Annotated in this window: 22 protein-coding genes; 16 read left to right on the top strand and 6 right to left on the bottom strand. The window is 66.3% G+C overall.

Going from position 1 to position 25,518, the window contains the following annotated elements; all coding sequences use genetic code 11:
* From AC1RGU_RS15440 to AC1RGU_RS15500, 13 genes are all read left to right on the top strand, one after another.
* On the top strand, positions 1 to 704 hold a 704-nt coding region (locus tag AC1RGU_RS15440), incomplete at its 5' end, for a hypothetical protein (protein WP_492740798.1).
* Positions 705 to 722: 18 nt separating this feature from the next.
* A complete protein-coding gene (locus tag AC1RGU_RS15445) occupies positions 723 to 2,024 on the top strand; it encodes a hypothetical protein (protein WP_492696779.1) in 1,302 nt (433 codons plus the stop codon).
* 89 nt (positions 2,025 to 2,113) lie between these two features.
* Positions 2,114 to 5,281 carry a type VI secretion system Vgr family protein gene (locus tag AC1RGU_RS15450; protein WP_492696780.1) on the top strand — a complete coding sequence of 1,056 codons (3,168 nt, stop codon included), beginning with the start codon at positions 2,114 to 2,116 and terminating at the stop codon, positions 5,279 to 5,281.
* Positions 5,282 to 5,347: 66 nt separating this feature from the next.
* Positions 5,348 to 10,138 carry an RHS repeat-associated core domain-containing protein gene (locus AC1RGU_RS15455; protein ID WP_492696781.1) on the top strand — a complete coding sequence of 1,597 codons (4,791 nt, stop codon included), beginning with the start codon at positions 5,348 to 5,350 and terminating at the stop codon, positions 10,136 to 10,138.
* Positions 10,138 to 10,533 carry a VOC family protein gene (locus tag AC1RGU_RS15460; RefSeq protein ID WP_143599011.1) on the top strand — a complete coding sequence of 132 codons (396 nt, stop codon included), beginning with the start codon at positions 10,138 to 10,140 and terminating at the stop codon, positions 10,531 to 10,533. Before AC1RGU_RS15455 ends, AC1RGU_RS15460 begins: the two co-directional genes overlap by 1 nt.
* 125 nt (positions 10,534 to 10,658) lie before the next feature.
* Positions 10,659 to 11,078, top strand: a complete 420-nt coding sequence (locus tag AC1RGU_RS15465; protein WP_492696782.1) for a VOC family protein — start codon at positions 10,659 to 10,661, stop codon at positions 11,076 to 11,078.
* Between the two features lie 25 nt (positions 11,079 to 11,103).
* Entirely contained in the window at positions 11,104 to 11,370 is a 267-nt protein-coding gene (locus tag AC1RGU_RS15470) for a hypothetical protein (protein WP_492696783.1), read from the top strand.
* Positions 11,371 to 11,414: 44 nt separating this feature from the next.
* Positions 11,415 to 11,909 carry a pentapeptide repeat-containing protein gene (locus AC1RGU_RS15475; RefSeq protein ID WP_492696784.1) on the top strand — a complete coding sequence of 165 codons (495 nt, stop codon included), beginning with the start codon at positions 11,415 to 11,417 and terminating at the stop codon, positions 11,907 to 11,909.
* A 33-nt stretch (positions 11,910 to 11,942) separates the two neighbouring features.
* Positions 11,943 to 12,455 (top strand): hypothetical protein, encoded by a 513-nt coding sequence (locus AC1RGU_RS15480; protein WP_492696785.1) that lies wholly within the window; start codon positions 11,943 to 11,945, stop codon positions 12,453 to 12,455.
* A 164-nt stretch (positions 12,456 to 12,619) separates the two neighbouring features.
* Entirely contained in the window at positions 12,620 to 13,324 is a 705-nt protein-coding gene (locus AC1RGU_RS15485; RefSeq protein ID WP_492696786.1) for a DUF3348 domain-containing protein, read from the top strand.
* A 31-nt stretch (positions 13,325 to 13,355) separates the two neighbouring features.
* Positions 13,356 to 16,175: a DUF802 domain-containing protein gene (locus AC1RGU_RS15490; RefSeq protein WP_492696787.1), complete on the top strand. Its 2,820-nt coding sequence runs from the start codon at positions 13,356 to 13,358 to the stop codon at positions 16,173 to 16,175.
* 1 nt (position 16,176) lies between these two features.
* Positions 16,177 to 16,839 (top strand): OmpA family protein, encoded by a 663-nt coding sequence (locus AC1RGU_RS15495; protein WP_095745829.1) that lies wholly within the window; start codon positions 16,177 to 16,179, stop codon positions 16,837 to 16,839.
* Positions 16,832 to 17,488: a DUF2894 domain-containing protein gene (locus AC1RGU_RS15500; RefSeq protein WP_492696788.1), complete on the top strand. Its 657-nt coding sequence runs from the start codon at positions 16,832 to 16,834 to the stop codon at positions 17,486 to 17,488. The genes AC1RGU_RS15495 and AC1RGU_RS15500 overlap by 8 nt, the downstream gene beginning before the upstream one ends.
* A gap of 4 nt (positions 17,489 to 17,492) precedes the next feature.
* Here the strand turns inward: AC1RGU_RS15500 and AC1RGU_RS15505 are convergent, their stop codons facing one another.
* The 6 genes from AC1RGU_RS15505 to alkB form a co-directional block, all read right to left on the bottom strand.
* Positions 17,493 to 17,888, bottom strand: a complete 396-nt coding sequence (locus tag AC1RGU_RS15505; RefSeq protein WP_492696789.1) for a VOC family protein — start codon at positions 17,886 to 17,888, stop codon at positions 17,493 to 17,495.
* A gap of 42 nt (positions 17,889 to 17,930) precedes the next feature.
* On the bottom strand, positions 17,931 to 18,308 hold the full coding sequence (locus AC1RGU_RS15510; RefSeq protein ID WP_492696790.1) for a YkvA family protein: 378 nt from the start codon (positions 18,306 to 18,308) through the stop codon (positions 17,931 to 17,933).
* 14 nt (positions 18,309 to 18,322) lie between these two features.
* Positions 18,323 to 18,658, bottom strand: a complete 336-nt coding sequence (locus AC1RGU_RS15515) for a YnfA family protein (RefSeq protein WP_062474197.1) — start codon at positions 18,656 to 18,658, stop codon at positions 18,323 to 18,325.
* A gap of 30 nt (positions 18,659 to 18,688) precedes the next feature.
* Positions 18,689 to 20,371 carry an alpha/beta fold hydrolase gene (locus tag AC1RGU_RS15520; protein WP_492696791.1) on the bottom strand — a complete coding sequence of 561 codons (1,683 nt, stop codon included), beginning with the start codon at positions 20,369 to 20,371 and terminating at the stop codon, positions 18,689 to 18,691.
* A 165-nt stretch (positions 20,372 to 20,536) separates the two neighbouring features.
* Entirely contained in the window at positions 20,537 to 22,354 is a 1,818-nt protein-coding gene (locus AC1RGU_RS15525) for an ABC transporter ATP-binding protein (RefSeq protein WP_492696792.1), read from the bottom strand.
* Between the two features lie 7 nt (positions 22,355 to 22,361).
* Positions 22,362 to 23,018 carry a DNA oxidative demethylase AlkB gene (gene alkB / locus AC1RGU_RS15530; RefSeq protein ID WP_492696793.1) on the bottom strand — a complete coding sequence of 219 codons (657 nt, stop codon included), beginning with the start codon at positions 23,016 to 23,018 and terminating at the stop codon, positions 22,362 to 22,364.
* 192 nt (positions 23,019 to 23,210) lie between these two features.
* Here alkB and AC1RGU_RS15535 point away from each other — a divergent pair, with 192 nt between their 5' ends.
* Genes AC1RGU_RS15535 through AC1RGU_RS15545 form a run of 3 tightly spaced genes read left to right on the top strand, consistent with a single transcriptional unit; the run spans position 23,211 to position 25,451 of the window.
* Positions 23,211 to 23,879, top strand: a complete 669-nt coding sequence (locus AC1RGU_RS15535) for an STN domain-containing protein (RefSeq protein ID WP_492696794.1) — start codon at positions 23,211 to 23,213, stop codon at positions 23,877 to 23,879.
* A 7-nt stretch (positions 23,880 to 23,886) separates the two neighbouring features.
* The gene (locus AC1RGU_RS15540) at positions 23,887 to 24,441 is read left to right on the top strand and encodes an RNA polymerase sigma factor (RefSeq protein WP_070061142.1); all 555 of its coding nucleotides are present in this window, start codon (positions 23,887 to 23,889) and stop codon (positions 24,439 to 24,441) included.
* Positions 24,441 to 25,451, top strand: coding sequence for a FecR family protein (locus AC1RGU_RS15545; protein WP_492696795.1), 1,011 nt, complete (start codon positions 24,441 to 24,443; stop codon positions 25,449 to 25,451). Before AC1RGU_RS15540 ends, AC1RGU_RS15545 begins: the two co-directional genes overlap by 1 nt.
* Positions 25,452 to 25,518: the final 67 nt, after the last annotated feature.

Below are 25,518 nucleotides of genomic sequence, written 5' to 3' on the forward strand. Positions count from 1 at the left end.
TGAAGTGCACCCCCCGAAGCAAGGAGTCGGGCGGAGTCTTCGCTGACGTGTTGATTGAAGGCTGCAAGCTGCGTGGCGACTTCAGCATGGTGCCCGCAGACTTCCAATCCCTCACCATCCGCGACACTCTCATCGAAGGCACTTTCAACATGACAAGCGCGACGGTCAACGGCGACATCCTGATGGAGCGAGTGACTGCCGGCGTGATCCTTGGCTACGTCAAGAAAGCCAAAAGTCTTACTGTGCGAGACAGCAAGATCACAGGCAACGGTATGGATGTGTTCGAGGCCTTTGCAGGTGGGATCAGGACCATCGCGATTGAGGGAACGATCTTCGGCGTAGGCTCGATACGAGGAGGTAACGGCACCGACGGGGTCACGATCGCAGGCGGATTTTCTCTTAAGGATCCGACCCGCACCTCGAACATCAGTCAATCTATTTTGATTCGCGATAGCAAGATTCCCCAACTGCAATCTCAGCATCTCAATACTAAAACTCTTGTACTCAGGAAGGTGGAGATTGGGGACGCTGATTTCACGAACACTCGCGCGGAGGTGTTGGAACTGGACGATGTGAGTTTCACAAAGTCCGTGAATATGAGCGGAGCTCAGATCAAGGAGTTCAAGCAAAGCGGGATGACCGACCTAAAGAGGTTAGGCCGCAGCTTGAAGCTGGAAGGCTCCAACATCAAGCTGCCACGTTGAGGCGCGAGAAGGCTGCGAATGTCCGATCAGCGCGGTGAGAACGAATGCAAGAAGAACGGTGTCCGATCTGGGGTGTGTCGGCGGGGCACGCTCGCACTGATCGCAGTCGCACTGATTGTTGTCGGCCCAGTGCTCTGCGGGCTCTGGATCGGGTACCGCCTCTACTACGGGCTCGGTGCCATCGGCGGGGTGCGCGGTGTGCAAATTCCCGACACGTACGATGGGCTGCTGTGGGCCGGCATGGCTGCCATCGCGTATGGCATCTGCCTCGGCGTCGTTGCGGCTCTCAACGTCAAGGTCAGGTGGGCGGCTGTCGCATTCGTTGCGGCCATCGCCTTGTTTCAGGCCTGGGGGATTGGCAACAAGCGGGCATCAGAGCAGTTCGCTGCAGAAAGACTCATGCAAGATGCAGTGGAAATCGCACCGTGGGAGGCTGCCTTTGAGCTGCAGACGTCGAAGATCCGCAAAGCAATCGATGCTGACGACCTCGGCGCACTGTCTGATGCCGGGCAAGCTTGCTTGTCCCTGTACAGCACCATACCGTCACACCTTCAGGGGCGGTTCCATTCAACCCAGTGCCGAGTGGAGGAAGGTCCTGGCGACCTGGCTTACACCGGCTTGCTCGGCGAAGCGTTCACTGCCAACGCATGGCGCGTGATGAACCACTACCTGACCCAGATCGAAGCGCAGGCGTCTGCGAGCGAGCGCCCATCCTGGGGGGGCGATTCACCTGACCTGGAGCAGCCCCACTGCGTGGTGCGGCTCGCGCAACGGGACGATCTCACGCCATGGCTGATGCCGCCGATCGACCTGCGCCGAGTCGATCAGTTGCGAGCCGTCGGCGCCGAGGAGGAGGTTCAGAAGCCCCTGCGGACGGAAATGCTTGACGTGCTCGCCAAGCATCGGGCCCCTCCCTTTCGGGTTGGAGAGGAGGCGCTGCAACATCTTTTTGTCTATGCCCTGAGCCAGCGCCGGATGGATATTGCCCAGGCCATCCTGGAGCGGGCGAAAGGACGGTTCGGGTGGTGCGTGGGAGGAATGCGCGCCATAGATCTCGTCGCTGCGGTCGCGCCAAAAACAAGAGGGGATCCGATTTGGGCAAGGGGTGAGAGAGCGGTGTTCAGTGCCATTGCTGGCTGGCCCAAAGAAAAATGGCAGGAGACAGCAAGTGATTACCTGCGTGCTGTGAAAACCATAGATCAAAACGATGCCACACCAGACAAGCCAAATCTTGCCGAATGCCAGAAGGTCGCGGGGCGCATCGCAAGCATGAGACCTGCGAAGGAACGAAAGGCCCTCATCACGACCTGTGCGATCTGAGGCGTTGTGACGAGCATGGCAGATACCAGCAGGCCACCACCCGATGGCGGCGGTCTTCAACCAGTTTTCTTGTAAGGGAGTAGAGCCAAATGGCCGAAGGTATCCAAAGCAGAGGGGCGCTTCTCGACCGCCAGCACGACCGGCTGTTGCGCCTGTCGTTCCCCCAGGGCGGCGAACCTGCGGGTGCGCGGCTGGTCATCAACCGGCTGGAAGCCAGTGAAGGCGTGTCGCGCGACTTCGAATACACGGCTGAGCTGCTCTCGAGCAATGCCGACCTGGCGCTCAAAGACCTGCAGGGCAAGATGCTGTGCATCGATCTCGTGCGTGCGGATGGCAGCCTGCGCCACTTCACCGGCATCGTCTTTGCCTTCCGTCTCGTCAAGACCGACGGCAACCTGGCCTTCTATGAAGCCCGACTCGGCCCCTGGTTGAGATACCTGCGCCTGCGTTCGAACAACCGCCTGTTTCACCGCCAGAACCTGCAAGAGCAGACCCAGGCCATCTTCAACGACTACGACACCCTGCCGCAATGGAAGTGGCAAGTCCGCAGCGAAGACCTCCCCATCACCATGGCCGCCCAAGGCGGAGGTGCCCAAGGCGAGAGCGACCACAACTACCTGCACCGGCGCTGGGAAGCCGCCGGCTACAGCTACTGGTACGAACATACGGCCCAAGGCCACACCCTCGTTCTCGCCGACGACACCACACTGGCCGAAGCCGTGGACGGGCCGACGCCCGACATCCGCTTCCAGCGCGAAGGTGGCGCACAGGAAGAAGATGCCATCCACCAGTGGAGTGCTGCACGCACCCTCGTGTCCGGGCACACGGCCGTCAGCGCCTTCGACTTCAAGAACCCGCGAGCCCAGCACGCCGATACCCCCAGCGGCAACCAGCAAGGCGACGTCCCTCAGCTGGAAGTGCACGAATACGGCGGCCACCGGCACTTCAAGACCAGCCGCGAAGGCGATGCGCTTGCCAAGCGGCGCGTCGAAGAGATCGAAGCAGTTGCGAAGCACTTCGATGCGCGCGGCAACAACCGGCAAGTACTGCCCGGGCGCTACTTTCGCCTCACCGATCACTTCGGGCGCACCCAGGGTGCAGGCCCCGAGAGCGAATTCCTGATCCTGGAGATCGAGCACAGCGCGAGCAACAACTACCTGCAAGGCGCAGGCGAGCTTGCCCAATACAGCAACCGCTTCAGCTGCAGCCGCCGCTTCGTTCCCTGGCGCCCCGGTCGCGGCTTTCACAGCGTGGAGCAGCGCGTCATGGCGCCACAGACGGCGACCGTGGTGGGGCCGTCCGCCGAAGGCAGCATCCACACCGACGAGTACGGCCGTATCCGGGTGCAATTTCACTGGGACCGCGAAGGCCAGAGCGACGAACGCAGCTCCGCCTGGGTGCGTGTGATGAGCCCGTGGGCCGGCGGCGAGACCGGGGCGGTCTCCACGCCCCGCGTCGGCTCGGAAGTCATCGTGCAATGCCTGGACGGCAACCCCGACCACCCGATCGTCATGGGTGTGGTCTACAACGCGCAGCGCATGCCGCCGTGGAAGCTGCCCGAGCAAAAGGCCCTCATGGGTCTCAGAAGCCGTGAACTCGCAGGCGCCAGCGGCAACGAGGCCGGCGGCAAGAGCAACCACCTGCTGCTGGACGACACCGAAGGCAAGATCCAGGCACAGCTCAAGAGCGACCACGACAGCAGTTCCCTGAGCCTGGGGCACATCACGCGCGTCGAAGACAACGCCGGACGCAAGGATGCCCGGGGCCAGGGCTTCGAGCTGCGCACGGACGGTCACGGTGCGATCCGGGCCCAGGACGGGCTCCTGATCAGCACCGAGGCGCGTGCCAACGCGCAGGCTCACATCACCGACATGGGCGAGACGGTGCAGCGCCTGACCCAGGGACGGGAGCTGCACGAGGGCTTGAGCGAAGCGGCGCAACAGGCCAAGGCACACGAGGCCGGGGACCAGGACGAGGTGACCCAAAGCCTGAAGGCGCAGAACGATGCGATCAAGGGCTCGGGCAGCGGCAACAAGGCCGAGGGCGAGTTCCCCGAACTCAACGAGCCGCATGTGGTGCTGGCCAGCCCTGTGGGGATCGAGGCCACCACGGGTGGTTCGATGCACCTGGTGAGTACCGAGCACCACGCGATCACCAGTGGGGCGCACACCAGCATTGCGGCGGGCAAGAGCTTGCTGGTCAGTGCCAAGGACGCGGTGCGCATCGCAGCCTTCGAGAAAGGCATTCGCCTGGTGGCGGCAGCGGCGGACATCGACATCACTGCCCTCAAGAGTTGCATCAATGTCATCGCCAAGCTCGACATCAAGATGGAGGCCAATCGCATCACTATCACTGCCAAGGAAGAGGTCCTAGTCAATGGCGGCACCAGCTACACGCGCTGGAACGCGAGCGGCATCGAGAGCGGCACCAATGGCATCTGGCGCGAGCATGCGGCCGTGCATAGCCTGGTCGGCCCCAACAGCAAAGGGTCGCCCAAGCTGCCGGAGCCGACCCAGCTGCCGAAAGGGCAACTGGATCTGCACAACCACTACATCAAGAGCGATGGCACGCCGCGACAGGCCGTGAAACAGGGCGAGTACACCGTGGTGGATTCGGAAGGCGGCACCCACAACGGCAACCTCGATGCCAAAGGTTTCGCAACGGTGTCGGGCTTGCCGATCGGTGGCGCCAAGATCACTTTTGGTCCGGACCCGCGCGATCCCTGGGACGAGGGCAGTTACTTCGGGCCACCGCACGAATGGCCACCCAAGCCGCTGGACGAGAAATCGACGACGAGCCCTGCAGGCGATGCAGGGGCCTTGCCTGCAGCGAACCTGCTGTCGGCCAAGGGCGTTCTGGGCGGGGCCAAGGGCGCGTTGGGGCAGATCGGCCAGGTGGCCGGAACGGCGCAACAAGCCGTTGCGGCCGTCCAGGCCGTGCAGCAAGGCGGCGCGCAGGCATTGCTGGGACAAGTGGGGCAGTTGGCCTCTGGCGCAGCGACCCAGGCTATTGGCAAGGCCGTTGGCGGCGCGCTCGGCCCGATGGGTGCGCCTGCAGCAGGCGTGGCCGGCAGTGTGGTGGCCGGTGGCATGAATGGCGGGCTGGCGGGTGCAGCTGCCGCGGCGCAGAGCAGCGTGAGTGGTGCGGTGGCGTCGGTCGTTCCCAAGCTGCCTGGCGCATTGCCCAGCCTGCCGTCCTTGGGCGGCGCGAACCCTGCGACAGCCATGGCCGGCAGAACGCCCGGCTTCGCAGGTTGACGGCGACACAGGCCCGCCGGCTGCGAGGGCCTGAAGAGAACAAATCAGATCGAGGAAGTACAAAAAATGGCAACGCAGGGACCGCAGGAAACCAAGCCGCGCGAAAAGCAGACCGCAGTCGCGCCGCTCAACGCCATCGCTCCGCAGGACATCGGTGCCGGCGCGGCGCGTTTCGACAAGTGGTTGCGCGATATCAGCAACGACTACGTCACGCTGGAACGCTTGAGCACCGTGGCCGGCAGCTTGCCTGTCATCGGCAACATCATGGCGTTGATCGACGTGATCATGGACATCGTCCTGATCAGCGGACGATTCATCAAGAAAGAGGCTGTTGATTTTCTTGCGTGGGTCAACCTGGGCATTAACCTGATCGGCATCATTCCCGCACCGCCGAGCATGGCGGCTGCCCGCATGAGCCTGCGCCCGGCACTGCATCTCGTCAAACAGCAACTCAAGCACAGCGCCTCCAACATCGGCGACGCGTTGATCTCCGTGCTGGTGATGCACCTCAACGACAAGATCGCCGGCGAGATCGAGAAGTTTGTCGACGGCGCGATGAGCAAGCTCTCGGGCATCCTGAACAATTGCGCGGACAAGGCCGATGGCGTCGTCGACGACCTCATCAGCGTGCTGCGTCGCTGCACCGGTGGCGAAGACCTGTTCAAGATCGCGGGCCCCAAGCCGGAGAGGAGCACCTATAACCCCAAGAGGGAGAGCATGTGGAACCGCATGCTCGCCGCCGCGGACCGGTATGCCAAACAGGCGGCCAACTATGCCGTCAAGCTGGCGGCCGCACGCCTGCCGGACAAGGCCAAAGCGGTGGTCAACATCGTCATCAGCAGCTTGACCGACTTCAAGGGGGCGCTGCGAGCCAAGTTGATGGCTCTGGCCAGCGCCGAGACCGAGCGCTCGATCATGTGGCTGCTCAAGCGCCTGTTTGCCGCCGTCAAGAAATTCAAGGCCAAGCGTGCCGCTGTCGTGCCGCCCACCAAGGGCGCCCAGGCGCAGGCCACCAAGCCGGGTCACGAACTCGGCGCCGTGAACACCCAGGCTGGCGCCACGGGAAGTGGCAACTGCTGCAAGCAGGGCGCAGCCAAGGCCAAGACCCGCAAGTCCATCAGCTTCGCCACAGGAAGCGAGAGCTTCACCCACACGGATTTCGTGTTGTCGGCCACGCTGCCCATCGAATGGAATCGCACCTACAGCAGCGACCTCGAAGCCTATGGCCAGGGCAGTTTCGGCGCGCGCTGGTTGATCCCGTACACGACCCGCATCGACGTCGTCGAGTCCAGAGGGCGACGCGCACTGGTCTACCGTGCCGCCGACGGTCGCAGCCACGACATCCCCTGGCTGGCCGTGGGCCAAAGCCATCGCAACACCATCGAGGAATTCAGTGCCACGCGTTTGAGCGACACGCTGCTGGTGCTCGACTTCGGCAAGCCGTTGCCCGCCGGCGAACCGGCCGACTGGCGCGAGAGTTACGAACTCGTCGACACGGTCGGCAGCAAGGCCGCCACCCAAGGCAAGCAGCACTTCCGCCTGGTGGCTCAACATGCCAAGAACGGTGCCGCGATCGGCCTGCGCTACGACCATGCATTGCCTTCCGGCGAGCAGGTGCTGAGCGATGTCGTCAGCAAGCAGGGTGATGTCACGCTTGCACACGTCGGCATCCGGCCGCATGCGATCTCGGGGCGCATCGAATCCGTCTGGGAGCTGAAAGACGGGCAGGTCGTTCGTCAACTCGCCGCGTACACGCACGACGAAGCGGGCGATCTGGTCGCGGCGCAGGACGAGAACGGCGCCGCCTGGGCCTACCAGTACAGCCAGCACCTCATCACCCGCTACACCGACCGCACGGGCCGCGGCATGAACCTGGCCTACGACGGCACGGGGGCGCAGGCCAAGGCGATTCGTGAATGGGCGGACGACGGCAGCTTCGACACCCGTCTGGAGTGGGATGAGAACATCCGCCTGACCTATGTGACCGATGCGCTGGGCCAGGAAACGTGGATCTACTACGACATCCTTGGCTACACCTACCGCGTCATCCACCCGGACGAGAGCGAGGAATGGTTCTTCCGCGACGACGCCAAGAACATCACCCGCCATGTGCACGCGGACGGCGCGACCGACGACTACGTCTACGACGACGCCGGCAACCTGCAAACCCACACGCAGGCCGATGGCAGCCAGGTCCACTTCGAGTACGACAAGCTGAGCCGCCTGACCGGCGTGCGCGATGCCGAAGGCGGCGCCTGGCGGCGCGACTACAACCCGCAGGGTCACCTCACCGAGGAAACCGACCCGCTCGGCCACAAGACCCAATACGCCTACGACAAGGCCGGACGGCCGGTGCAGATCACTGACGCCAAGGGCGGTGTCAAGAAGCTCGCCTACACCCCGACCGGCGAACTCGCCAGCTACACCGACTGCTCGGGCAAGACGACCACCTGGACCTACGACCCTCAAGGCCGCCTCGCCCAAAGCACCGACGCCGCCGGCCAGGTCACCAGGTACCGCTACACCACGCTCGACGAGCAAACGCTGACGGCAGCCCAGACGGGTGCCAATCACCCGGGTCAGCTCGAAGAAGTGACCCACCCCGATCAGACCAGCGAGCGCCTGGCCCACGACGCCGAAGGCCGCCTGCTGATGCACACCGACGCCTTGGCGCGCAGCACCCGTTACCGCTACGCCGATGCGGGACTCATCGCTGGGCGCACTGATGCTGCAGGCCACACGCTGAGCTACCAATGGGACAAACTGGGGCGCCTCACTCAGCTCGACAACGAGAACCGCAGCCACTACCGCTTCAAGTACGACCCCGTCGGTCGCCTGCTCGAAGAAACCGGCTTCGACGGCAAGGTGACCCAGTACCGCTACGAAGCAACCAGCGGCGTGCTCACCGAAGTGGCAGAAGCAGGGCAGGTCACCCGACTCGCCTTCGACCCCTTGGGTCGACTTGTCGAACGCGAGGCCGCAGCCCAAGCCGAAACCTTCGCCTACGACGGCAACGGCCGCCTCGTCGAAGCCCGGAACCAGGATGCCAAGCTCCAGTGGTTCTACGACCCCGCCGGCAACCTCACCCGTGAGCACCACGCCGATCTCGCCAGGGGGCACACCGCCATCTGGCAGCACCGCTACAACGAACTCAACCAGAGAGTCGGCAGCACCCGCCCCGACGGCCACACCCAGGAGTGGCTCACCTACGGCAGCGGCCATGTGCACGGCCTGCTGCTCGACGGCCAGGACATCCTGAGCCTGGAGCGCGACGACCTCCACCGTGAAGTCGGCCGCCAGCAGCACAACGGCCTGGCCCAGACGCAAGCCTACGACCCCGCCGGACGGTTGCTCGAGCAGCAGATCACGCACACGAAGCCGACTCCCGGCACGACAAGCACCGCCGCGGTCGGCATCCGCCGCAGCTACCGTTACGACAAAGCCGGCCAGCTCACCGGCATCGGCGACAGCCGGCGCGGGCGCCTGGACTACCGCTACGACCCGGTCGGGAGATTGCTCGAAGCCCAGGGTCAACTGGGCAAGGAAGTGTTCGCCTTTGACCCTGCAGGCAATATCGCCGACCCGGTGCAGAAGGACCTCGGCACGTCAGCGCTCGCGCGCGAACAGCGCGTGGCCCCCGGCAAGTTGTTGGACAACCTGCTCAAGGAGTACGCTGGCACGAGCTACAAATACGACGAGCACGGCAACCTCATCGAGCGCACGAAGAACGGGCAGAAGACCCTCTTCAGCTGGGACGGCTTCAACCGCATGGTCAGCGCAAAGAGCGAGGAGGGCACCACGACCTTCCGCTACGACCCGATGGGCCGGCGTATTGCCAAGACAAGCGGATCGAGAGAGACCCTCTTCGGTTGGGACGGCGACAACCTCGCCTACGAAAGCGCAACGCCGCTGGACCCCAGGGCCCGAGAGCAGGCGCACACCGTGCACTACGTCCACGAGAAGGACAGCTTCGTGCCGCTGGTGCAGGTGCGAAGGCAGCTCCCCCTTCAACTGAGCCCCACCACCGACGTGAAGGCGCTGATGCAGGCCAACGGCGGGGCCTACGACATCGAGCAGGACCCGTTGTGGAACGGACAGGGACTGCAGCAAGCCAGCGCCGAGCCGTTCAGGCCTGATGAGATCGCTTTCTACCAGTGCGACCACCTGGGCACGCCACAGGAATTGACCGACTCGGAAGGCCTGGTCTGCTGGAGCGCGAACTACAAGGCTTGGGGCGAGGCGAAGCAGGCGATCAGCAAGGCGGCCGGGGTCGCGGGGATCACGAATCCGATCCGATTCCAAGGGCAGTACGCGGACGAAGAGACCGGACTGCACTACAACCGGCACCGCTACTACGATCCACAAAGTGGGCGATTTGCAAGTAAAGACCCAATTCGCCTGATGGGGGGCATGAATCCCTATCAGCTTGCTCCCAATTCCACGCAATGGATTGATCCGCTCGGATTGAAGAAGTGCGCGATAGTAATTGGGGAAAATCAAAGAAGAGTGAATGCGTATGCGCGCCTCAGTCAACCATTGGCGGCAAGTCAAGGGTATTCGATCTACACGATCAATAATTACCCGGGATTTTCATGGGCGAAAGAGGCGACATTCGCAGGAGGGCCTAAGAACGAAGCTCAATGGGCCTTGTCGCTCGAGGAGAACAGAAAATTCATTGAAATGGCAAAGCGCAATGGATGCAAGATAGTTGACATTGGCAGAGACCCGCAGGCTGTGGCCGATGGAAAACCGATTTCTCGTTATTATCAGTTGGAGCGAGAAATGTCAGAGTCTTATGCTAATAAGATGAAGGTTTCTTCTTCTTATGTCGAAGGGGTGCTGAAAGGTTTTAAATGATGAAAATACTTGTCCATCTTCATGCAAGCGATATCCCGGGCAGTGTGGAGTTCTATAAAAAATTCGGATTTATCCTTGTAGATGACGACGTTGACGGGTCTGGAATCCGAATCGCAAGAATGACTCACAGTGCCGCACCGTCTCTGGTACTTAATTTTCGCGACAATAACCCTCTGTTGCTTGCCTACAAAGAGGTCGATAGCACGGATCTTCCTGTGGTGGCGTTCGGCTTGATTTCTTCTTGGGATGAGGATTTTTTTGATTGGCAAAATTTGATTTTCAAGAGCTTCAATGATCTTGTTATCAAACATGTTTCTCAGCCATACGGGGAGTGGATTTATTTGAAGGATCCTGCTGGAAACAATATCTTGTTCTCGAATTCCGATTTTTATTGAAATCCCAAGCGCACTGATGTATTGGCATCAGTTGTGGGAAAGAAATTTAAACTACTCATGGCGAGAAATTTCCAGGGACGCCTCGAAAGCAAGCTGTGGCTTCAGAGCAAGGGAAGATGTGAAAGATGATGAAGCGATTCACTATTCATCTTCCGATGCTCCGAAAAAAAGGAACGCTCGAACAAATGGAGGCCTTCTACGAAGGAATTCTGAGATATGAACGAGATTCGGAGTTGAATTTTTTTCGAGTGCCGAGTCATTTGAGTTTGGCGATTTGCTTCAAGTACTCAAATTTGGCTGAAGGGAGCAATGGAAAAGAAAAAAATTCGCTCTACGAGTTTTTTATTGAGAAAAATTTTCCCAGTGTTTGTCGGGATTTGAAGGAGAAAGGGGTCGAGTTTGACATGCTTGCACGTACTCCTGGATTTTATTTTGCCAGGATTTTGGATCCTTCTGGAAATTCAATCGAGATAATCTCAGAGAGCTTCGAAGATGATTCGGATTTTGACATCTCGAGCTGGAGTATTTATCAAGATATTGGCTGAAATTTCACGCTCGTAGCGAATTTCCATGCAAGCCAGGACGCCTTTAATGACGAGATTTCATGCGCTTACGATCGAGGAGGCTAAAAGGGTAGTTGAGCAGTTGAAGGATGATGGCCTTCTTCTTGAGGAGGCGATTTCTATTGCGGAGGCGGATGTGCTGCGTTGCCGATTCTTGGGGAGGCGCATCAATATAAAGGTTGACCTTTTCTATGGTGCAAAGATCGATCCGATCGATTCATTTTCCAGCAGGGAAATCGAAGAAATTTCAAATCTCATCTTGATGAGGCTGTGATTTGAATTTTTAATTTCTGTGCTGCCATCCATGAGCCAAAAATCATGCCCTCCCAACTGATCATCCAAAACCACAATCTCTGGCGCAAAGGCGCCGGTGGTGCCCCCGCAGGTCTTGCCGGCATGGCCGACAGCTATGCCTACGCTGGCTTGGACCTGAACCTCGCCCAGTTCGCCACCACTGTCTTCACCGGCACCAGCTTTGCTGCATGCACGTTCAAGCAGGCCGGTTGGACTGGATGCCAGTTCACAGGCTGCACCTTCACCGCGTGCGACTTCGAGGGCATTTCCATCTCCGGGTGCGCGTTCTCCAACTGCACTTTCTCCCAGTCGCGGTTCCAGCAAAGTCGGCTCAGCGCTTGTCAGTTCAACAACTGTCAGTGGAACGGCTTGAATTTCGATGGAGGTCACTGGTCTGATGTCGCCGTGCTTGGATGCACGGGCACCACGGTTCAGGCCGATGGCCTGCGCGGAGAGCATGTGGACTTCACCGGTAGCTACTTCGAGCACTTGGAGATGCGCAACGCGCAAATCAATTGAGGTCGACAAGCGGCGCGATCTTTCGGAGCATCCATGCCACGAGGCACCCCCAACCCCAATCCGATGTATGGCATCTACGGCTACGACGACTATTGGAGTGTCGATATTCGCCGCAACAAGGTCCGCATGGTCAAGGCGTTCTACTTCAACACCCACGGCGGTCGCGAGGGCGCATTGGCGCATGCCCAAGCCCATCGGGACCAATTCGTGCGCGAACACTTGCCGGTCTTGAAGCGCGAGATCGCTCAGCGGGTGCGGCGTGACAACAAGAGTGGTGTGGCGGGGGTGTATTTTCGGGAGGAGCCGGGCGGGAAGAATCCTATGTGGATCGCGATGACCAGAGTCAGCCCGGAGAAATCGGTCAGCAAGGCTTTTTCGGTTGGCCGATACGGACCCCGGGCGCGGGAGCTGGCGATTGCCGAACGACAAAAGCAACTCGAGCAGATGACGGGGTATGCCTCGCGTCATCCGGCGGATGGATCGACATCACCTTCGATCGCAAGGCCCCCGTCGAGCCCGACCGCGGCCAGCTCCAATCGCTCATAGCCCGCCCAAAAAAGGGCAGAAGGAACGTGGCGGGAAGGCCCGGATTTCCTCGGCTCCTGTCACACCCCGTTTCACTTCTCCCGCGCTTCGTGTGCACCAGTTCACAGAGGGAAAGCCGCCAGTTGACCGGTGTAAACTGCCCGGTTTTCTCCCTCTCTCGCGGTATGGTGCAAGTGTCACGGCGCACAGGCTTCACCGGCTCGGCGCTCACTCGCTTGCTCGCTCAATTGAGCGACATCGACGTTCCCGAATCCAGGCAAGCCCTCGCGGATCGTTTGAGTCAGTGGTTCAGTTGGACCGACGCCATCTCCTTGTCTGCAGCTTTGGATTCCGATCTGGGCGTCGCCGTGTCCGGCGCCCGGGCGTCCGAGGGCGCCGAGGAGGCGCAGGAGTGCGCGCGCCTGAAGGCCGCGCTGGCCAAGGGCAATGCAGACGGCGGTGTGGCCTCCGTGCTGCCCGGCGCGAACGACGACTTTCCGCCGTACCGCCGCCGCTACTTCGCGCGGCAGCAGGCCATGGAAACGGCCATCGAACCGCTGCGCGCGCGCCTGCGGGCCCGGCTCGCCACCCGCTCGCCCGAGCTGGCCCGGCTGGCCGCCGTGGACGCCATCCTGGAACAGGTGGTGGGCGCCCGCGAACGCAGCCTGCTGGCGACCGTGCCCACGCTGCTGGAGAAACACTTCAAGCGTCTGCGTGAGGCCCATCAGGCCGCGCAGGACGCCAACCCCGACAACCCCCAGCCGCCAGCGACCGCCGCCGCCGGCTGGCTGGACGTGTTCGGCCGCGACATGCAAAGCGTGCTGCGGGCCGAGCTGGACATTCGCATGCAACCGGTCGAAGGCCTGCTCGAGGCCCTTCGCGACCGCTAGCGTGCCGCCCTACAAGAGACAACAAGCTTCCATGAACAGATTTTTCCATTACGCCGTCTTCCTCGTGGGCCTGGCCGTCGTGTGCTGGGTCGGCGCCAGCTATGTCGGCCACAACCCGCTGGCCCTGGTGATCACGGCGCTGATCGGCGCGTTCTACCTGATGGGCGCGCTGGAGCTGCACCGCTTCCACCAGGCCACCGGCACGCTCTCGCATGCGGTAAACGACCTGTCGGCGCCGCCGACGAGCCTCGGCGACTGGCTCGCCGGCCTGCATCCCTCGCTGCGCAACGCGGTGCGCCTGCGCATCGAAGGCGAGCGCGTCGGCCTGCCGGGCCCGGCGCTCACGCCGTACCTCGCGGGTCTGCTGGTGCTGCTGGGCATGCTGGGCACGTTCCTGGGCATGGTGGTCACGCTCAACGGCACGGGGCTGGCGCTCGAAAGCGCGACCGACGTGCAGGCCATCCGCAACTCGCTGTCGGCGCCCGTGCGCGGCCTGGGCCTGGCCTTCGGCACCTCGGTGGCGGGCGTGGCCGCATCGGCCATGCTGGGCCTGGCCTCGGCGCTGTGCCGGCGCGAACGCCTGCTGGCGGGGCAGTCGCTCGACACGCTCATCGCCACGTCGCTGCGCGGCCACTCGCTGGCGCACCGCCGCGAAGAGTCGTTCAAGCTGATGCAGCAACAGGCGCACGCGATGCCCGCGCTGGTCGACCAGCTGCAGGCCATGGTGGCCGCGATGGACCGCCAGAGCCAGTCGATCAACGAACGCCTCGTCGCCAGCCAGGACACCTTCCACCAGAAGACCGAAGCCGCCTACACGGGGCTCGCCGCCTCGGTCGACCGCTCGCTCAAGGACAGCCTGGCCGACAGCGCCCGCATCGCCGGCGAAACCATCCAGCCCGTGGCGAAGGTGATGCCCGAGCTGGTCGGCCAGCTGCAAACCATGATGGCCGCGATGGAGCGCCAGACCCAGGCGCAGAACGACCGCCTCGTGGCCAGCCAGGACAGCTTCCACCAGAAGGCCGAAGCCGCCTACACGGGGCTCGCCGCTTCGGTCGACCGCTCGCTGAAGGACAGCCTGGCCGACAGCGCCCGCATCGCCGGTGAAACCATCCAGCCGGTGGCGAAGGTCATGCCCGAGCTGGTCGGCCAGCTGCAGACCATGATGGCCGCGCTGGAGCGCCAGGGCCAGGCACAGAACGAGCGCCTCGTCGCCAGCCAGGACAGCTTCCACCAGAAGGCCGAGGCCGCGTACAGCGGCCTGGCCGCCTCGGTCGATCGCTCGCTGAAAGACAGCCTCACCGACACCGCCCGCATCGCCGGCGCGACGATCCAACCCGTGGTCGAGGCGGCCATGCTCGGCATCGCGCGCGAAGCGGCCTCGCTGCAAGGCGGCATGGCGCAGGCCGTCGAACGGCAGCTCGAGGGCCTCACGGGCCGCTTCGAGGCCTCGACCGCCGGCGTGGCCGACACCTGGAAGGCCGCGCTGGCCGAACACGAGCGCGCGAGCGGGGCGCTGTCGAGCGACCTGCGCGGCACGCTCGAACGCTTTGCCGAGACCTTCGAGCAGCGCTCGGCCGCGCTGGTTGAGGGCGTGTCGGCCCGCCTCGAAAGCACCGTGGGCAGCGTGTCCGACACCTGGGGCAGCGCGCTCGCGCAGCACCAGCGCGTGAGCGAAAAACTCTCGGGCGATTCGCATCAGGCACTCGCCGCTGCTGCCGCCACCTTCGAACAGCATTCGGTGTCGCTGCTGCGCACCGTGGGCGAGGCCCACACCAGCCTGCAGACCGAACTGGCCGCGCGCGATGCGCAGCGCCTGTCGGCCTGGAGCCAGTCGCTCGAAGCCATGGCCGCGTCGCTGCAGAAGGAATGGCAGCAGGCCGGCGCGCACACGCTGAGCCAGCAACAGCAGCTGAGCGACACGCTGGCGCAGGCCGCGCGCGACGTGTCGGCGCAGGCCGAGGCGCATGCGAAGCAGACCGTCGCCGAAGTCGCGCAGCTGCTGCAGGCCGCGTCGGACGCGCCCCGCGCTGCCGCCTCGCTGCTCGACACCGTGCGCGAGGCGCACGCCAACCTGCAGACCGAGCTCGCCACGCGCGACGCGCAGCGCCTCGCGGCCTGGAGCGGGTCGCTCGAGACCATGGCCGCCTCGCTGCAGAAGGAATGGCAGCAGGCCGGCGCGCACAGCCTGAGCCAGCAGCAGCAGATGAGCGAGACGCTGGCGCAGACCGTGCGCGACATGTCGGCGCAGGCCGAGGCCAACGCGAAGCAGACCGTGGCCGAAGTCGCGCAGCTGCTGCAGGTGGCGGCCGAAGCACCGAAGGCCGCGGCCGACGTGATCGCCGAGCTGCGCCAGAAGCTGTCCGACGGCATGGCGCGCGACAACGACATGCTCGAAGAGCGCAGCCGCATCCTCGGCACGCTCGAGACCTTGCTGGGCGCGGTGAACCATGCCTCGACCGAGCAGCGCAGCGCCATCGACGCGCTCGTCACGGCCTCGGCCGACATGATGGAGCGCGTGGGCAGCCGCTTCACCGAGAAGGTCGAGAGCGAGACCGAGAAGATGGCCGGCATCGCCGCGCAGATCACCGGCGGCGCGGTCGAGGTGGCGAGCCTGGGCGAGGCCTTCGGCTTTGCCGTGCAGCGCTTCGGCGAATCGAACGACAAGCTGGTGGCGCACCTGCAGCGCATCGAAGGTGCGCTGGGCAAGTCGCTGGCGCGCAGCGACGAGCAGCTGGCCTACTACGTGGCGCAGGCGCGCGAGGTGATCGACCTGAGCATCATGTCGCAAAAGCAGATCGTCGAAGACCTGCAGCAGTTCGCCAGCCGCCAGACCGCAGGCAGCGAGGCCTGAGATGGTGCGCGACGAGATCGACCTCGACGCCGGCCTGGAGCCGACCGTCCCCGTGTGGGCGGTGTTCGGCGACCTGATGGCGGGCATGCTGGGCGCGTTCGTGCTGATCCTGGTGTGCGTGCTCGGCATGCAGCTGGACCTGGCGAGCCGCCTTGAAACCGAGGTGCAGCAGCGCCGCGCCGAATCGCAGCGTCGCGAGGCGCTCGAGCAGGCGCTGGCCGGTCCGCTCGCCGCGGGCCGCGTGACGCTCAACAACGGCCGCATCGGCATCAGCGGCAGCGTGCTGTTCGCTTTCAACTCCGCCGACCTGCAACCCGGCGGCCGGCAACTGCTGAAAAGCCTGGCTGGCCCGCTGGGCGCCTACCTGAAGGCGCGCGACGAGATCCTGATGGTGAGCGGCTTCACCGACGACCGGCAGATGCGCGACGGCGCGCGCCTGTTCGCCGACAACTGGGAGCTGTCGGCCCAGCGCGCGCTCACCGTGACGCGCGCGCTGATCGAAGAGGGCGTGCCCTCGTCGTCGGTGTTCGCTGCCGCCTTCGGTGCCGAGCAGGCCGTGGCCTCGAACAGCGACGCCGAAGGCCGCGCGAAGAACCGCCGCGTGGAGATGGCGCCGACGCCCCGGCCCAAGAACGCACCCGACGCTGCGAAGCCCCGTGAGTAACGACGCCGCACCGGACGATCAGGTCGACGCGGTGGCCGCGCTCGACGCCTGGCGCGCACGCGGCGACGACCGCTTCGACCCGGTGCGCTTCCGCTTCATCGAGGCGATGGCGCTGCGCGCGGCGGCGCACGAGGGCGAGGCACGGCGCCTGCTCGATGCGCGGCTGGCCAGCCTCATGGCGACCTACCGCGCCGATCTGGAGAAGGTCGAACCCGAGGCCGAAGCGCCGGCCGATGCGCCGCTGCACACCGCACTCGCCGAGCTGATGAACCACATCGCCCAGCTCGCGCCGCTGCCGCCCCTGCCCGACGCGGAGGCGACCGACGGTGACACCGTGCCCAGCCTCTCGACCGCGCCCGAGCTCAAGACGCTGAGCTATTTCCGCGGCACCTGGTCCAAGCTCGCCGCCGACCAGCGCGTGACGCAGTCGCTCGCCAAGGTGCCGAAGAACGCCGGCCCGCTCAACACGCACCACCTGGTGCAGCGCGCGCTCACGCTGATGCGCGACCTGTCGCCGCAGTACCTGCAGCGCTTCATGGCGCACGTCGATGCGCTGCTGTGGATCGAGCAGGTGAACGCCGCCGCCGAGGCCGCGCGCGTGGCGCGCACCGAGAGCCCGCGCAAGAGTTCGCGCAGCCGCGCGAGCTAGAAGCTCAGCCCGCCGCGTCGTGGCACACGACGCACAGCTTGTTGCCGTCCGGGTCGCGGAAGTACGCGCCGTAGTAGTCGGGGTGGTAGTGCGTGCGCAGCCCCGGCGGGCCTTCGCAGCTGCCGCCGTGCGCGAGCGCGATGCGGTGCACCGCATCGACCATCGCCCGCGTGCCGGCGGTGAACGCCGCCATCTGGCCGTTGCCCGCGTCGTGCGGCCGGCCGTCGTGGGGTTGGCAGATCACGAAGAAGGGCCGTGCGCGCCCCGCGCTGTGCCAGCCCGCCCAGGGCTTTGCCGGCTCGCAGAAGCGGCGCTCCAGGCCGAGGCCGTCCATCACCGCGTCGTAGAAGGCCAGCGCGCGGTCGAAATCGGAGACGCTGAAGAAGACATGAGAGAACATTTCGACTCCTTGTGAAGCGGATGAACTTCCAGCGGATTGTCGTCAGCGTGGCCAGAGCCACCATGCCAGCCCGGCCGCAACCAGTACCCAGATGCCGATGACCAGCGCCATGCCGGCCTTGCTCGTCGGCTTGCTGCCCGTGCGCGCCATCCATTCCTCGGCCCGCACGCGGCTGCGCACGATGACCTCGGGCGGCAGCAGGCGCACCGCGAGCCAGATCAGCGCGGGCAGCAGCAGCACGTCGTCGAGGTAGCCGAGCACGGGAATGAAGTCGGGAATCAGGTCGATGGGGCTCAGCGCATAGGCCACGGTGAACCAGCACAGCGCCTTCGGCAGCCATGGCGTGGCGGGGTCGCGGCAGGCGAACCAGAGGGTGACGGCGTCGCGCTTGATGCGGCGCGCCCAGTCGCGCAGGCTCATCGTGATCACGCGCCTCAAGCCGCGCTGCGCGGCCCGAACATGATGATGCCCATGCCGACGAAGCACACGGCCACGCCGACCCAGTCGCTGGCCGAGGGCGTCACCTTGTCCACGGCCCAGAGCCACAGGATGGCCACGCCGATGTAGACCCCGCCGTAGGCCGCATACACGCGGCCCGCGGCGGTCGGGTGCAGCGAGAGCAGCCACGCGAAGAGCGCCAGGCTCAGCGCCGCGGGCAGCAGCAGCCAGGCCGACTGGCCTTGCTTGAGCCACAGGTAGGGCAGGTAGCAGCCGACGATTTCCGCGAGCGCGGTCGCGATGAAGAGGCCGAGGGTCTTGAGCAGGTCCATGGCCGCCATTGTGGCGGCCGACCGTTGATGTCAGGGCTGTCGTCCGGGCCCGGTGCCCGGCCGCGACGAAGGCTCCCACACATCGGGCGTGGTGGCGACCAGCGACTTGAAGTCTTTCCATGGCCGCGCACCCGGCACCGTGCGCCCGCCGACGATCACCACCTTGGCGTAGGCCACCATGCGCTCGCGCAGGTAGCGCCGCTCGGACTCGGGCCAGGTCTCGATGGCGTGCGGGCCGCGCGACAGCACGATCTCCTTCACGCCGCGGATGCGGTTGTAGGCGGCCACGGTGCCTTCGAGCGATTCGGCGCGGTCCCACAGGCCCTTGCCGAAGAAGGCGGCGGGCCAGCGGTCCATGCCCGCGAGCGTGGCGGAGTTCGGATAGAACAGGATGTGGTGCTCCGCCGCCATGCCGCCCAAAAACAAGTTGCGGTCGGCCAGGTCGGGCGCGTCGGGCAGGTAGCCCGCGCCGCTGGCGAACGACGACAGCAGGATGGCCCCGCGGATGTTGCGCCAGCCGCGCGCCGGCGTGCAGTTGGGCACGGGCATGTCGAAGCTGCAGGCGGCCACGTAGTTGCGCGTCATGGCCCAGGCGGTCGACATCGAGCCGCGCGAGTAGCCGCCCAGCACCAGCGGAATCTCGCTGGCCTTCTGGCCCGCCAGCAACCGGCCGCGTGCGGCATTGCCTTCGAGCAATTGGCCCGCCGGCGTGAGCAGCCGCAGGCCCTGGCCGTGCTCGAGTTGGGCGAGCACGCGGAACACGTCCTCGCCTTGCTCCAGCGTGTTGGTGTCGCTCACGCCGCCCGACAGGCCTTCGCCGCGCCGGTCGTAGGCCAGCACGTCGAAGCCGGCCTGGTTCAGCGCGTGCAGGTTCTCGCGCCACCAGCGCTGGCCCATGGCCTCGGTGGTGCCGTTGGGGAAGGACACCGGCATGGCCTTGCCGCTGGCGCCCTCGATGCGGTAGGCCACCTCGTCCGGATGCTGGAGGGCCGTGAGCTGCCCGCCGCCGCCCGCCGCCATGACGGCGAGGGCACGCACCTTGCGGCCGCGCCCGTCGTCCACGCCCGCGCCTTCGAGGTACCAGCCGCGCAGTTTGATCGGGTCGGCGAGCTTCAGGTCGAGCCGCTCGAAGGTGTCGCGCGGCACGGTGAACTCGACGATGTGGGTGCGCGCGTCGGCCTCGGCAATGCCTTCGCGGTAGGGCGCCTTCGCGAAGAAGGCGGGGCGGCGGATCTGTTTCAGGTCGACGTTCGGGCTGTCGGCATCGATGCGCCCGGCCGGATCGACCGCGCCCGTCACGCGCGTGGCGCGCGCCTTGTTGGGCGGCAGCCAGCGCTGCATCTGCGCGTTCACGCGCTCGAAGCAGGCCGGCTCGGCCTTGCAGGTGCGCCAGCGCGCCTTGAGCTGGTCGTCGGTGAACGCGCCCACGTGGTAGTCGCCGCCCGCGTAATTGGTGGGCACGGGGTAGGCGCTCATGAGCACGGGCACGCACACGCGCGGGCCGCCGGCGTTCACCGCGGTGCCGGCCTGCGGCAGCAGGTAGCCGCCCACCCGCGCGTTGCGGTCGGCGCCGACCCAGGCCGTGCAGTCGGTGGGCGGCGGCTTGCTGGCGGCGGCCTGGCGCTGTTCGGCCGTGGTGCCGGTGGTGCAGGCGGACAGGCCCAGCAGGGCACCGAGCAGGGCGAGCGGAAGGGTGGCGCGGGAAGAACGCATGGGGCGGGAAACGCTCGCGGAATGAAGAACCATGTGATTGGAACGCAGCCGAGGCGCAAAAAGGGACCGCACAGGACCAAGCGTGAACAAATGGATGCCGATACTGTTGCAGAAGGCATGCCAGCGCGGCGGGTGTGAACGCCGCGTTCTGGCGCAGGAGGGTTCCTACTGCCTGTGACCGGACACGGCCTCCCGAAGCATGGGCTGGCGCGCCATCACCTCGTCGCGCGGGCCGTGGTCGCGCACATGGCCGGCCTCCATGAAGATCACGGTGTCGAAGCGCTCGAGCAGGCTCAGCCGGTGTACCGAGGCGATCACGCAGGCCTGCGGAAACGCCGCCGCGATGCGCCCCAGCACGCGCGCCTCGGTGGCGGCGTCGAGCGCGCTGGTCGGCTCGTCGAGCAGCAGCAGCGAACTGCCTTCGGCCGCGAGCACGCCGCGCGCCAGGCACAGCCGCTGGCGCTGGCCGCCCGAAAGGTTGAAGCCGCGTTCCGAGATCGCGCTGTCGAGGTCGCCGTGCGTGGCCTTCAGCACCTCGTCGAAGGTGCTGGTGTGCAGCGCGGCGCGCAGGCGCTCGTCGTCGCAGGGACGCCCGAAGGCCAGGTTCTCGCGCACGCTGGCCTCGAACAGCTCGGTCTCCTGCGGGATCAGCGTGGCGAGCTGGCGCAGCCGGGCCCAGTCGGTCCGCTCGCCGTCGAGCGAGAGCGTGCCGCCGTGCGGTGCATACAGGCCGGCCAGCACGCGCAGCAGCGTGCTCTTGCCGCCGCCGCTGGGGCCCACCAGCGCCACGCGCTGGCCCCGGCGCAGCGAGAGCGCCACGTCGTGCAGGCCGCTGCGCGCGGGCGCGGCCGGGTCTTCCGCGACGGCGCCGCGCGGGGCATAGCGCCATTGCAGCTGCGCGACCTGCAGCTGCGTCCAAGGCGCCTGCATGTCGATGCGTTCGTGCGCCGGCACCTCCTCGGGCGGGGCCTCGAGCGTGGCACTCGTCGGCGCGTGCCAGATCGGTTCGGCGCTGCTGTAGTCGGTGTGCATGCGCGCAAAGAAACTGAAGTTGGCCGCCACCGAGGTGACCACGCCCGCCGCCTGCTGCGCGTACTGGTAGATCATGAACACCGCGCCCAGCATCACGGCCTGGCCCGGCGCGCGCGCCTGCCACACATAGATCACCACCAGGCCCCAGGTCAGCGCCAGCCCCATCAGGTCGACCGCGAACCACTTGCCCTCGTTGAGCACCACGGTGCGCTTCAGCGGCAGCGACACGGCCGCCATGCGCCGACGCAGCAACAGGCGCGACGCGCCCTGCAGCCGCAGGCCGATCACCGTGGAGGCGTTGCCCAGGAAGTCGAGCAGCGCGGCCACGTAGCGCCGGTCGGCGTCGTTCTCGGCGCGCGCGAGCTTCATCAGGGCGCGGTCGATGCGCACGATCACCACGCCGATCAGCACATAGCCCGCGAGCGCCGTCACGCCGCTGGTGCGCGACAGCAGCGCCAGCGCCACCAGCGGCCCGACGAAGTTCACGGCGTTGGTGAGCCAGATGAACTGGTTCTGCGCGAAGTCGGCGAGCGCGCGGCTGGCCTGGTGCACGCGGTGCTGCAGCTCGCCCGAGTGGTGGCTGTCGTGCCAGGCGAGCGGCGCGGCGGCGATGCGCGCATAGAGCTGGTCGGCCAGCGTCTCGCGCACCTTCAGGCCCACGTTGCGCTCCAGGATGCGGCCCGGCCCGTGCAGCGCCCAGGCGCCGACGTACACCCCCGCGAGCGTGGCGATCCAGCGGCCCGCCGCAGGCAGGTCGCCGCGTTGCAGCGCGTTGATGGCCTGGCCCGCGAGGTAGGGCAGCGTGAGGCGGATCAGCTGGGAGCTCGCGAGCAGCGCAGTGGCGGCCAGCAGCTGCGCACGCGCACCGGCGGCGAAGTGCCACAGCGCGGCGTAGAGCGCGCGGATCGCGCGGCCGGGGGATTCGGTGGAGGAGGTGGTCGAACCCGTCATGCGCGCATCAACCCGCCTTGCGGAAGGTGAGGTTGATGCGCTGCGCGCCGAGCCGTGCCTGCAGCGGATGCGGTGCGTCCTTGAGCGGCAGCACGCCATGAAAGCGCAGCCGGTCCACGCCGCCCCACACCACCACGTCGCCGTGCACCAGCGGAATGCGGGTGGTCTTGTCGGCGCGCGCGAGCCCGCCGAACTGGAACACCGCCGGCATGCCCAGCGACACCGATACGATCGGCGCGCCGTGGTCGCGCTCGTCGCGGTCCTGGTGCAGCGAGAGGCGGCTGCCCGGCTGGTAGCGGTTGACCAGGCAGGCGTCGGGCGCAAAGCCGTCGAAGCCCGCCAGCGCCGCCGCGTCGCGCGCGAGCAGTGCAAAGGCCTCGGGCATCGCGGGCCAGGGCACGCCGCTGTCGGGGTCGACCGCGCTGTAGCGGTAGCCGCGCCGGTCGCTGGTCCAGCCGAGCGCGCCGCAGTTGGTGAGCGCGACCGACATGGTGAAGCCGCCCGGCGTGACCAGGTGGCGGAACGGCGCGCGCGCCGCCACATCGTCGATGGCGTCGAGCAGCGCCTCGGCGCGCGGCAGCGCAAAGCCCGGCAGCACGAAGGCGGCCGGGCCGATCGGCTCGCGCGCGGCGCGCGGCGGGGCGTCGAAGAGGTCGAACGTCATGGGGGCATTGTCGCCAGCGGCAGGGGCGCTTCGGACTGCGGGTGGCGCCTGCGATGCATTCAAGCTGTCACAAAGCGTCACTAGCATTCCGAGCACCAAAGCAGTACGCGGCACCGGCCCGGCGCCTGCGATTCCTCCTTCGTCACAGGACCCGGCATGTCTCGCGTTGCTCGGTCACGGTGGGTGTGTGTCTTGACCCTGATCCTCGGAATTCTGTCCCTCGCGGCCGTGTCGCATGCCGGCGAACCTGTGCCTTCGCCCGATGCGGCGGGGCGCATCGCTTTCGACCTGCCGGCCCAGCCGCTGGCCACCGCCGTGCAGGTCTACGCGCAGGCGACGGGGCAGTCCGTGTTCTTCGACGGGCAGCTCACCGCCGGCCTCGAATCCGCCGCGTTGCACGGCCTGTTCACTCCGCGCGAGGCGCTGCAGCACCTGCTCGCCGGCACGCGGCTGGCTGCGCGCCACACCGATGCGCGCACCTTCACGCTGGTCGAGGCCGAGGCAGCGCCGCCCGTGGTTGCGACGGCGCCGGCCACGCCCGCCGTTCCCGCCATGTCCCCGCGCGACGCGCGCGTGGTGCAACAGGCGCTGGAGCGCACGCTGTGCCGCTGGCCGCATGCGCGCCCCGGCACCTACCGCGCGCTCGTGCAGCTGTGGGTCGGGCCCGGCGGCCATGTGCGGCGCACGCGGCTGCTCAGTTCCACCGGCCTGGCGCAGCGCGATGCCGCGCTCGAAGCCGCGATGAACACGCTGGTGCTCGAGCGCCCGCCCGAAGGCGAGGCCGACCAGCCGCTCACGGTGCTGCTGCTGCCGCGCACCGGCGACCGCCCCGACGTCTGCGACGCAGCGGTTTCTCCCTGAGCACGCCGTGGAACAGGACACCCCCGGCTTTCTGCGCAGCCTGCTGACCAGCCGCTACATCGACTTCCGCAACCGCCTGCGCCGCCGCCTGGGCTCGGAAGAGCAGGCCGACGACGTGCTGCACGAGACCTGGCTGCGCGTGCAGCGCATGAGCGACCCCGGCCCGGTGCAAAGCCCCATGGCCTACCTGCTGCGCATCGCGTCGAACGTGGCGGAAGACCGGCGCATCTCCCATGGGCGGCTGCTCGACTTCGTGGAGGTCGAGGAGCTGCTGCACTTTTCGGACGACAGCCACGACCCGGCCCGCGTCTCGGAGGCGCGCAGCGAGGTGCAGGCGCTGGAGCGCGCGCTCGAGGAGCTGCCGCGCCGCCGCCGCGACATCTTCATCGCTTCGCGCGTGGACGAGACGCCGCATGCCGACCTGGCGCGGCGCTACGGCGTGTCGGTGCGCATCGTCGAGCGCGAAGTGAAGGCCGCGCTGGTGCATTGCGCGGGTCGTTTGGGACGCGATGTGATCCAGAGGTTCGGTCCCGGCGCCGGAAAACAGTCTGAGAAGACATGATGGCCGCCCCCACCCCGACCGACCGCGAACGCGCCGCGCTGGAAACGCAGGCGCACGACTGGCTCGTGCGCCTGACCTCCGGCCGCGCCACCACCGGCGACGCGCAGGATTTCCGCCGCTGGTGCGCCCGCAGCCCGCAGCACGCGCAGGCCATGGCCGAAGCGACGCGGCTGTGGGATCTGACCCGGCCCGCCGCCGAAGCGGTGGCACAGCGCATGCCTGCCATGGACACGCCGCCGCGCACGGCCATCGCCGTGTCGCGCCCGCCGATGTTCGGCCGCCGCCAGTTCCTCGGCGCCGCGCTCGCGGCCGGTGCCGCCGCCTTCGTGGTGGTGCGCCCGCCGGCCGGCCTGTGGCCCGCGCTGTCCGACATGACGGCCGACTACCGCACCGGCACCGGCGAGCAGCGCCGCGTGGTGCTGGCCGACGCGGCGGCGGTGGTCGAGATGAACACGCAGACCAGCCTCAACCTCGCGCGCGGCGCCGAGGGCGAGCCGCCCGTGCTCGACATGCTCGGCGGCGAGGCGCAGGTGCAGCTTGACGCGGCGCGCCGCGCGCCCTTCACCATGACGGTGGGCGGCGCGCGCCTCGTGGCCGCGTCGGCCAGCCGCTTCAATGTGCGCGCCACCGGCGGCGAGGTGTGCGTGACCTGCTTCGCGGGCTCGGTCGAGCTGCGCGACGGTGAGCGCGTGCTGGTGGCCGGGCAGGCGCAGCAGATCCGCTACGGCGGCCGGCGCGAGGCCGAGGTGGCGCGCGCGCCCGACCTCGCGGCAGTGGCCGCCTGGCGCGAGCGCGTGCTGGTGTTCGACGACACGCCGCTGGCGGCCGTGGTCGACGAGATCAACCGCTACCGGCCGGGGCGCCTCATCGTCACGCGCGCCGAACTCGGCCGCCGCAAGGTGCAGGCACGGCTGCGGCTGGACGAGCTGCCGCATGTCGAGACGCTGATCGCCGTGAGCTACGGCGCGAAGCTCACGTCGCTGCCCGCCGGCATCGTGCTGCTGGGCTAGCCGCGCTGTGTGACGCGGCTGTGAAAAAAACAGTGCCGCGTCCGCGTTCGCAAATTCTCCTGAACTT

The sequence above is a fragment of the Variovorax sp. GW823-FHT02B07 genome (genome assembly GCF_058797695.1).

Excerpts from the sequence above, each read along its gene's own strand:
- AC1RGU_RS15445 (WP_492696779.1), top strand. The coding sequence starts at position 723 with ATGTCCGATCAGCGCGGTGAGAACGAATGCAAGAAGAACGGTGTCCGA.
- AC1RGU_RS15450 (WP_492696780.1), top strand. The coding sequence starts at position 2,114 with ATGGCCGAAGGTATCCAAAGCAGAGGGGCGCTTCTCGACCGCCAGCAC.
- AC1RGU_RS15455 (WP_492696781.1), top strand. The coding sequence starts at position 5,348 with ATGGCAACGCAGGGACCGCAGGAAACCAAGCCGCGCGAAAAGCAGACC.
- AC1RGU_RS15460 (WP_143599011.1), top strand. The coding sequence starts at position 10,138 with ATGAAAATACTTGTCCATCTTCATGCAAGCGATATCCCGGGCAGTGTG.
- AC1RGU_RS15465 (WP_492696782.1), top strand. The coding sequence starts at position 10,659 with ATGATGAAGCGATTCACTATTCATCTTCCGATGCTCCGAAAAAAAGGA.
- AC1RGU_RS15470 (WP_492696783.1), top strand. The coding sequence starts at position 11,104 with ATGCAAGCCAGGACGCCTTTAATGACGAGATTTCATGCGCTTACGATC.
- AC1RGU_RS15475 (WP_492696784.1), top strand. The coding sequence starts at position 11,415 with ATGCCCTCCCAACTGATCATCCAAAACCACAATCTCTGGCGCAAAGGC.
- AC1RGU_RS15480 (WP_492696785.1), top strand. The coding sequence starts at position 11,943 with ATGCCACGAGGCACCCCCAACCCCAATCCGATGTATGGCATCTACGGC.
- AC1RGU_RS15485 (WP_492696786.1), top strand. The coding sequence starts at position 12,620 with ATGGTGCAAGTGTCACGGCGCACAGGCTTCACCGGCTCGGCGCTCACT.
- AC1RGU_RS15490 (WP_492696787.1), top strand. The coding sequence starts at position 13,356 with ATGAACAGATTTTTCCATTACGCCGTCTTCCTCGTGGGCCTGGCCGTC.
- AC1RGU_RS15495 (WP_095745829.1), top strand. The coding sequence starts at position 16,177 with ATGGTGCGCGACGAGATCGACCTCGACGCCGGCCTGGAGCCGACCGTC.
- AC1RGU_RS15505 (WP_492696789.1), bottom strand. The coding sequence starts at position 17,888 with ATGTTCTCTCATGTCTTCTTCAGCGTCTCCGATTTCGACCGCGCGCTG.
- AC1RGU_RS15510 (WP_492696790.1), bottom strand. The coding sequence starts at position 18,308 with ATGAGCCTGCGCGACTGGGCGCGCCGCATCAAGCGCGACGCCGTCACC.
- AC1RGU_RS15515 (WP_062474197.1), bottom strand. The coding sequence starts at position 18,658 with ATGGACCTGCTCAAGACCCTCGGCCTCTTCATCGCGACCGCGCTCGCG.
- AC1RGU_RS15520 (WP_492696791.1), bottom strand. The coding sequence starts at position 20,371 with ATGCGTTCTTCCCGCGCCACCCTTCCGCTCGCCCTGCTCGGTGCCCTG.
- AC1RGU_RS15525 (WP_492696792.1), bottom strand. The coding sequence starts at position 22,354 with ATGACGGGTTCGACCACCTCCTCCACCGAATCCCCCGGCCGCGCGATC.
- alkB (WP_492696793.1), bottom strand. The coding sequence starts at position 23,018 with ATGACGTTCGACCTCTTCGACGCCCCGCCGCGCGCCGCGCGCGAGCCG.
- AC1RGU_RS15545 (WP_492696795.1), top strand. The coding sequence starts at position 24,441 with ATGGCCGCCCCCACCCCGACCGACCGCGAACGCGCCGCGCTGGAAACG.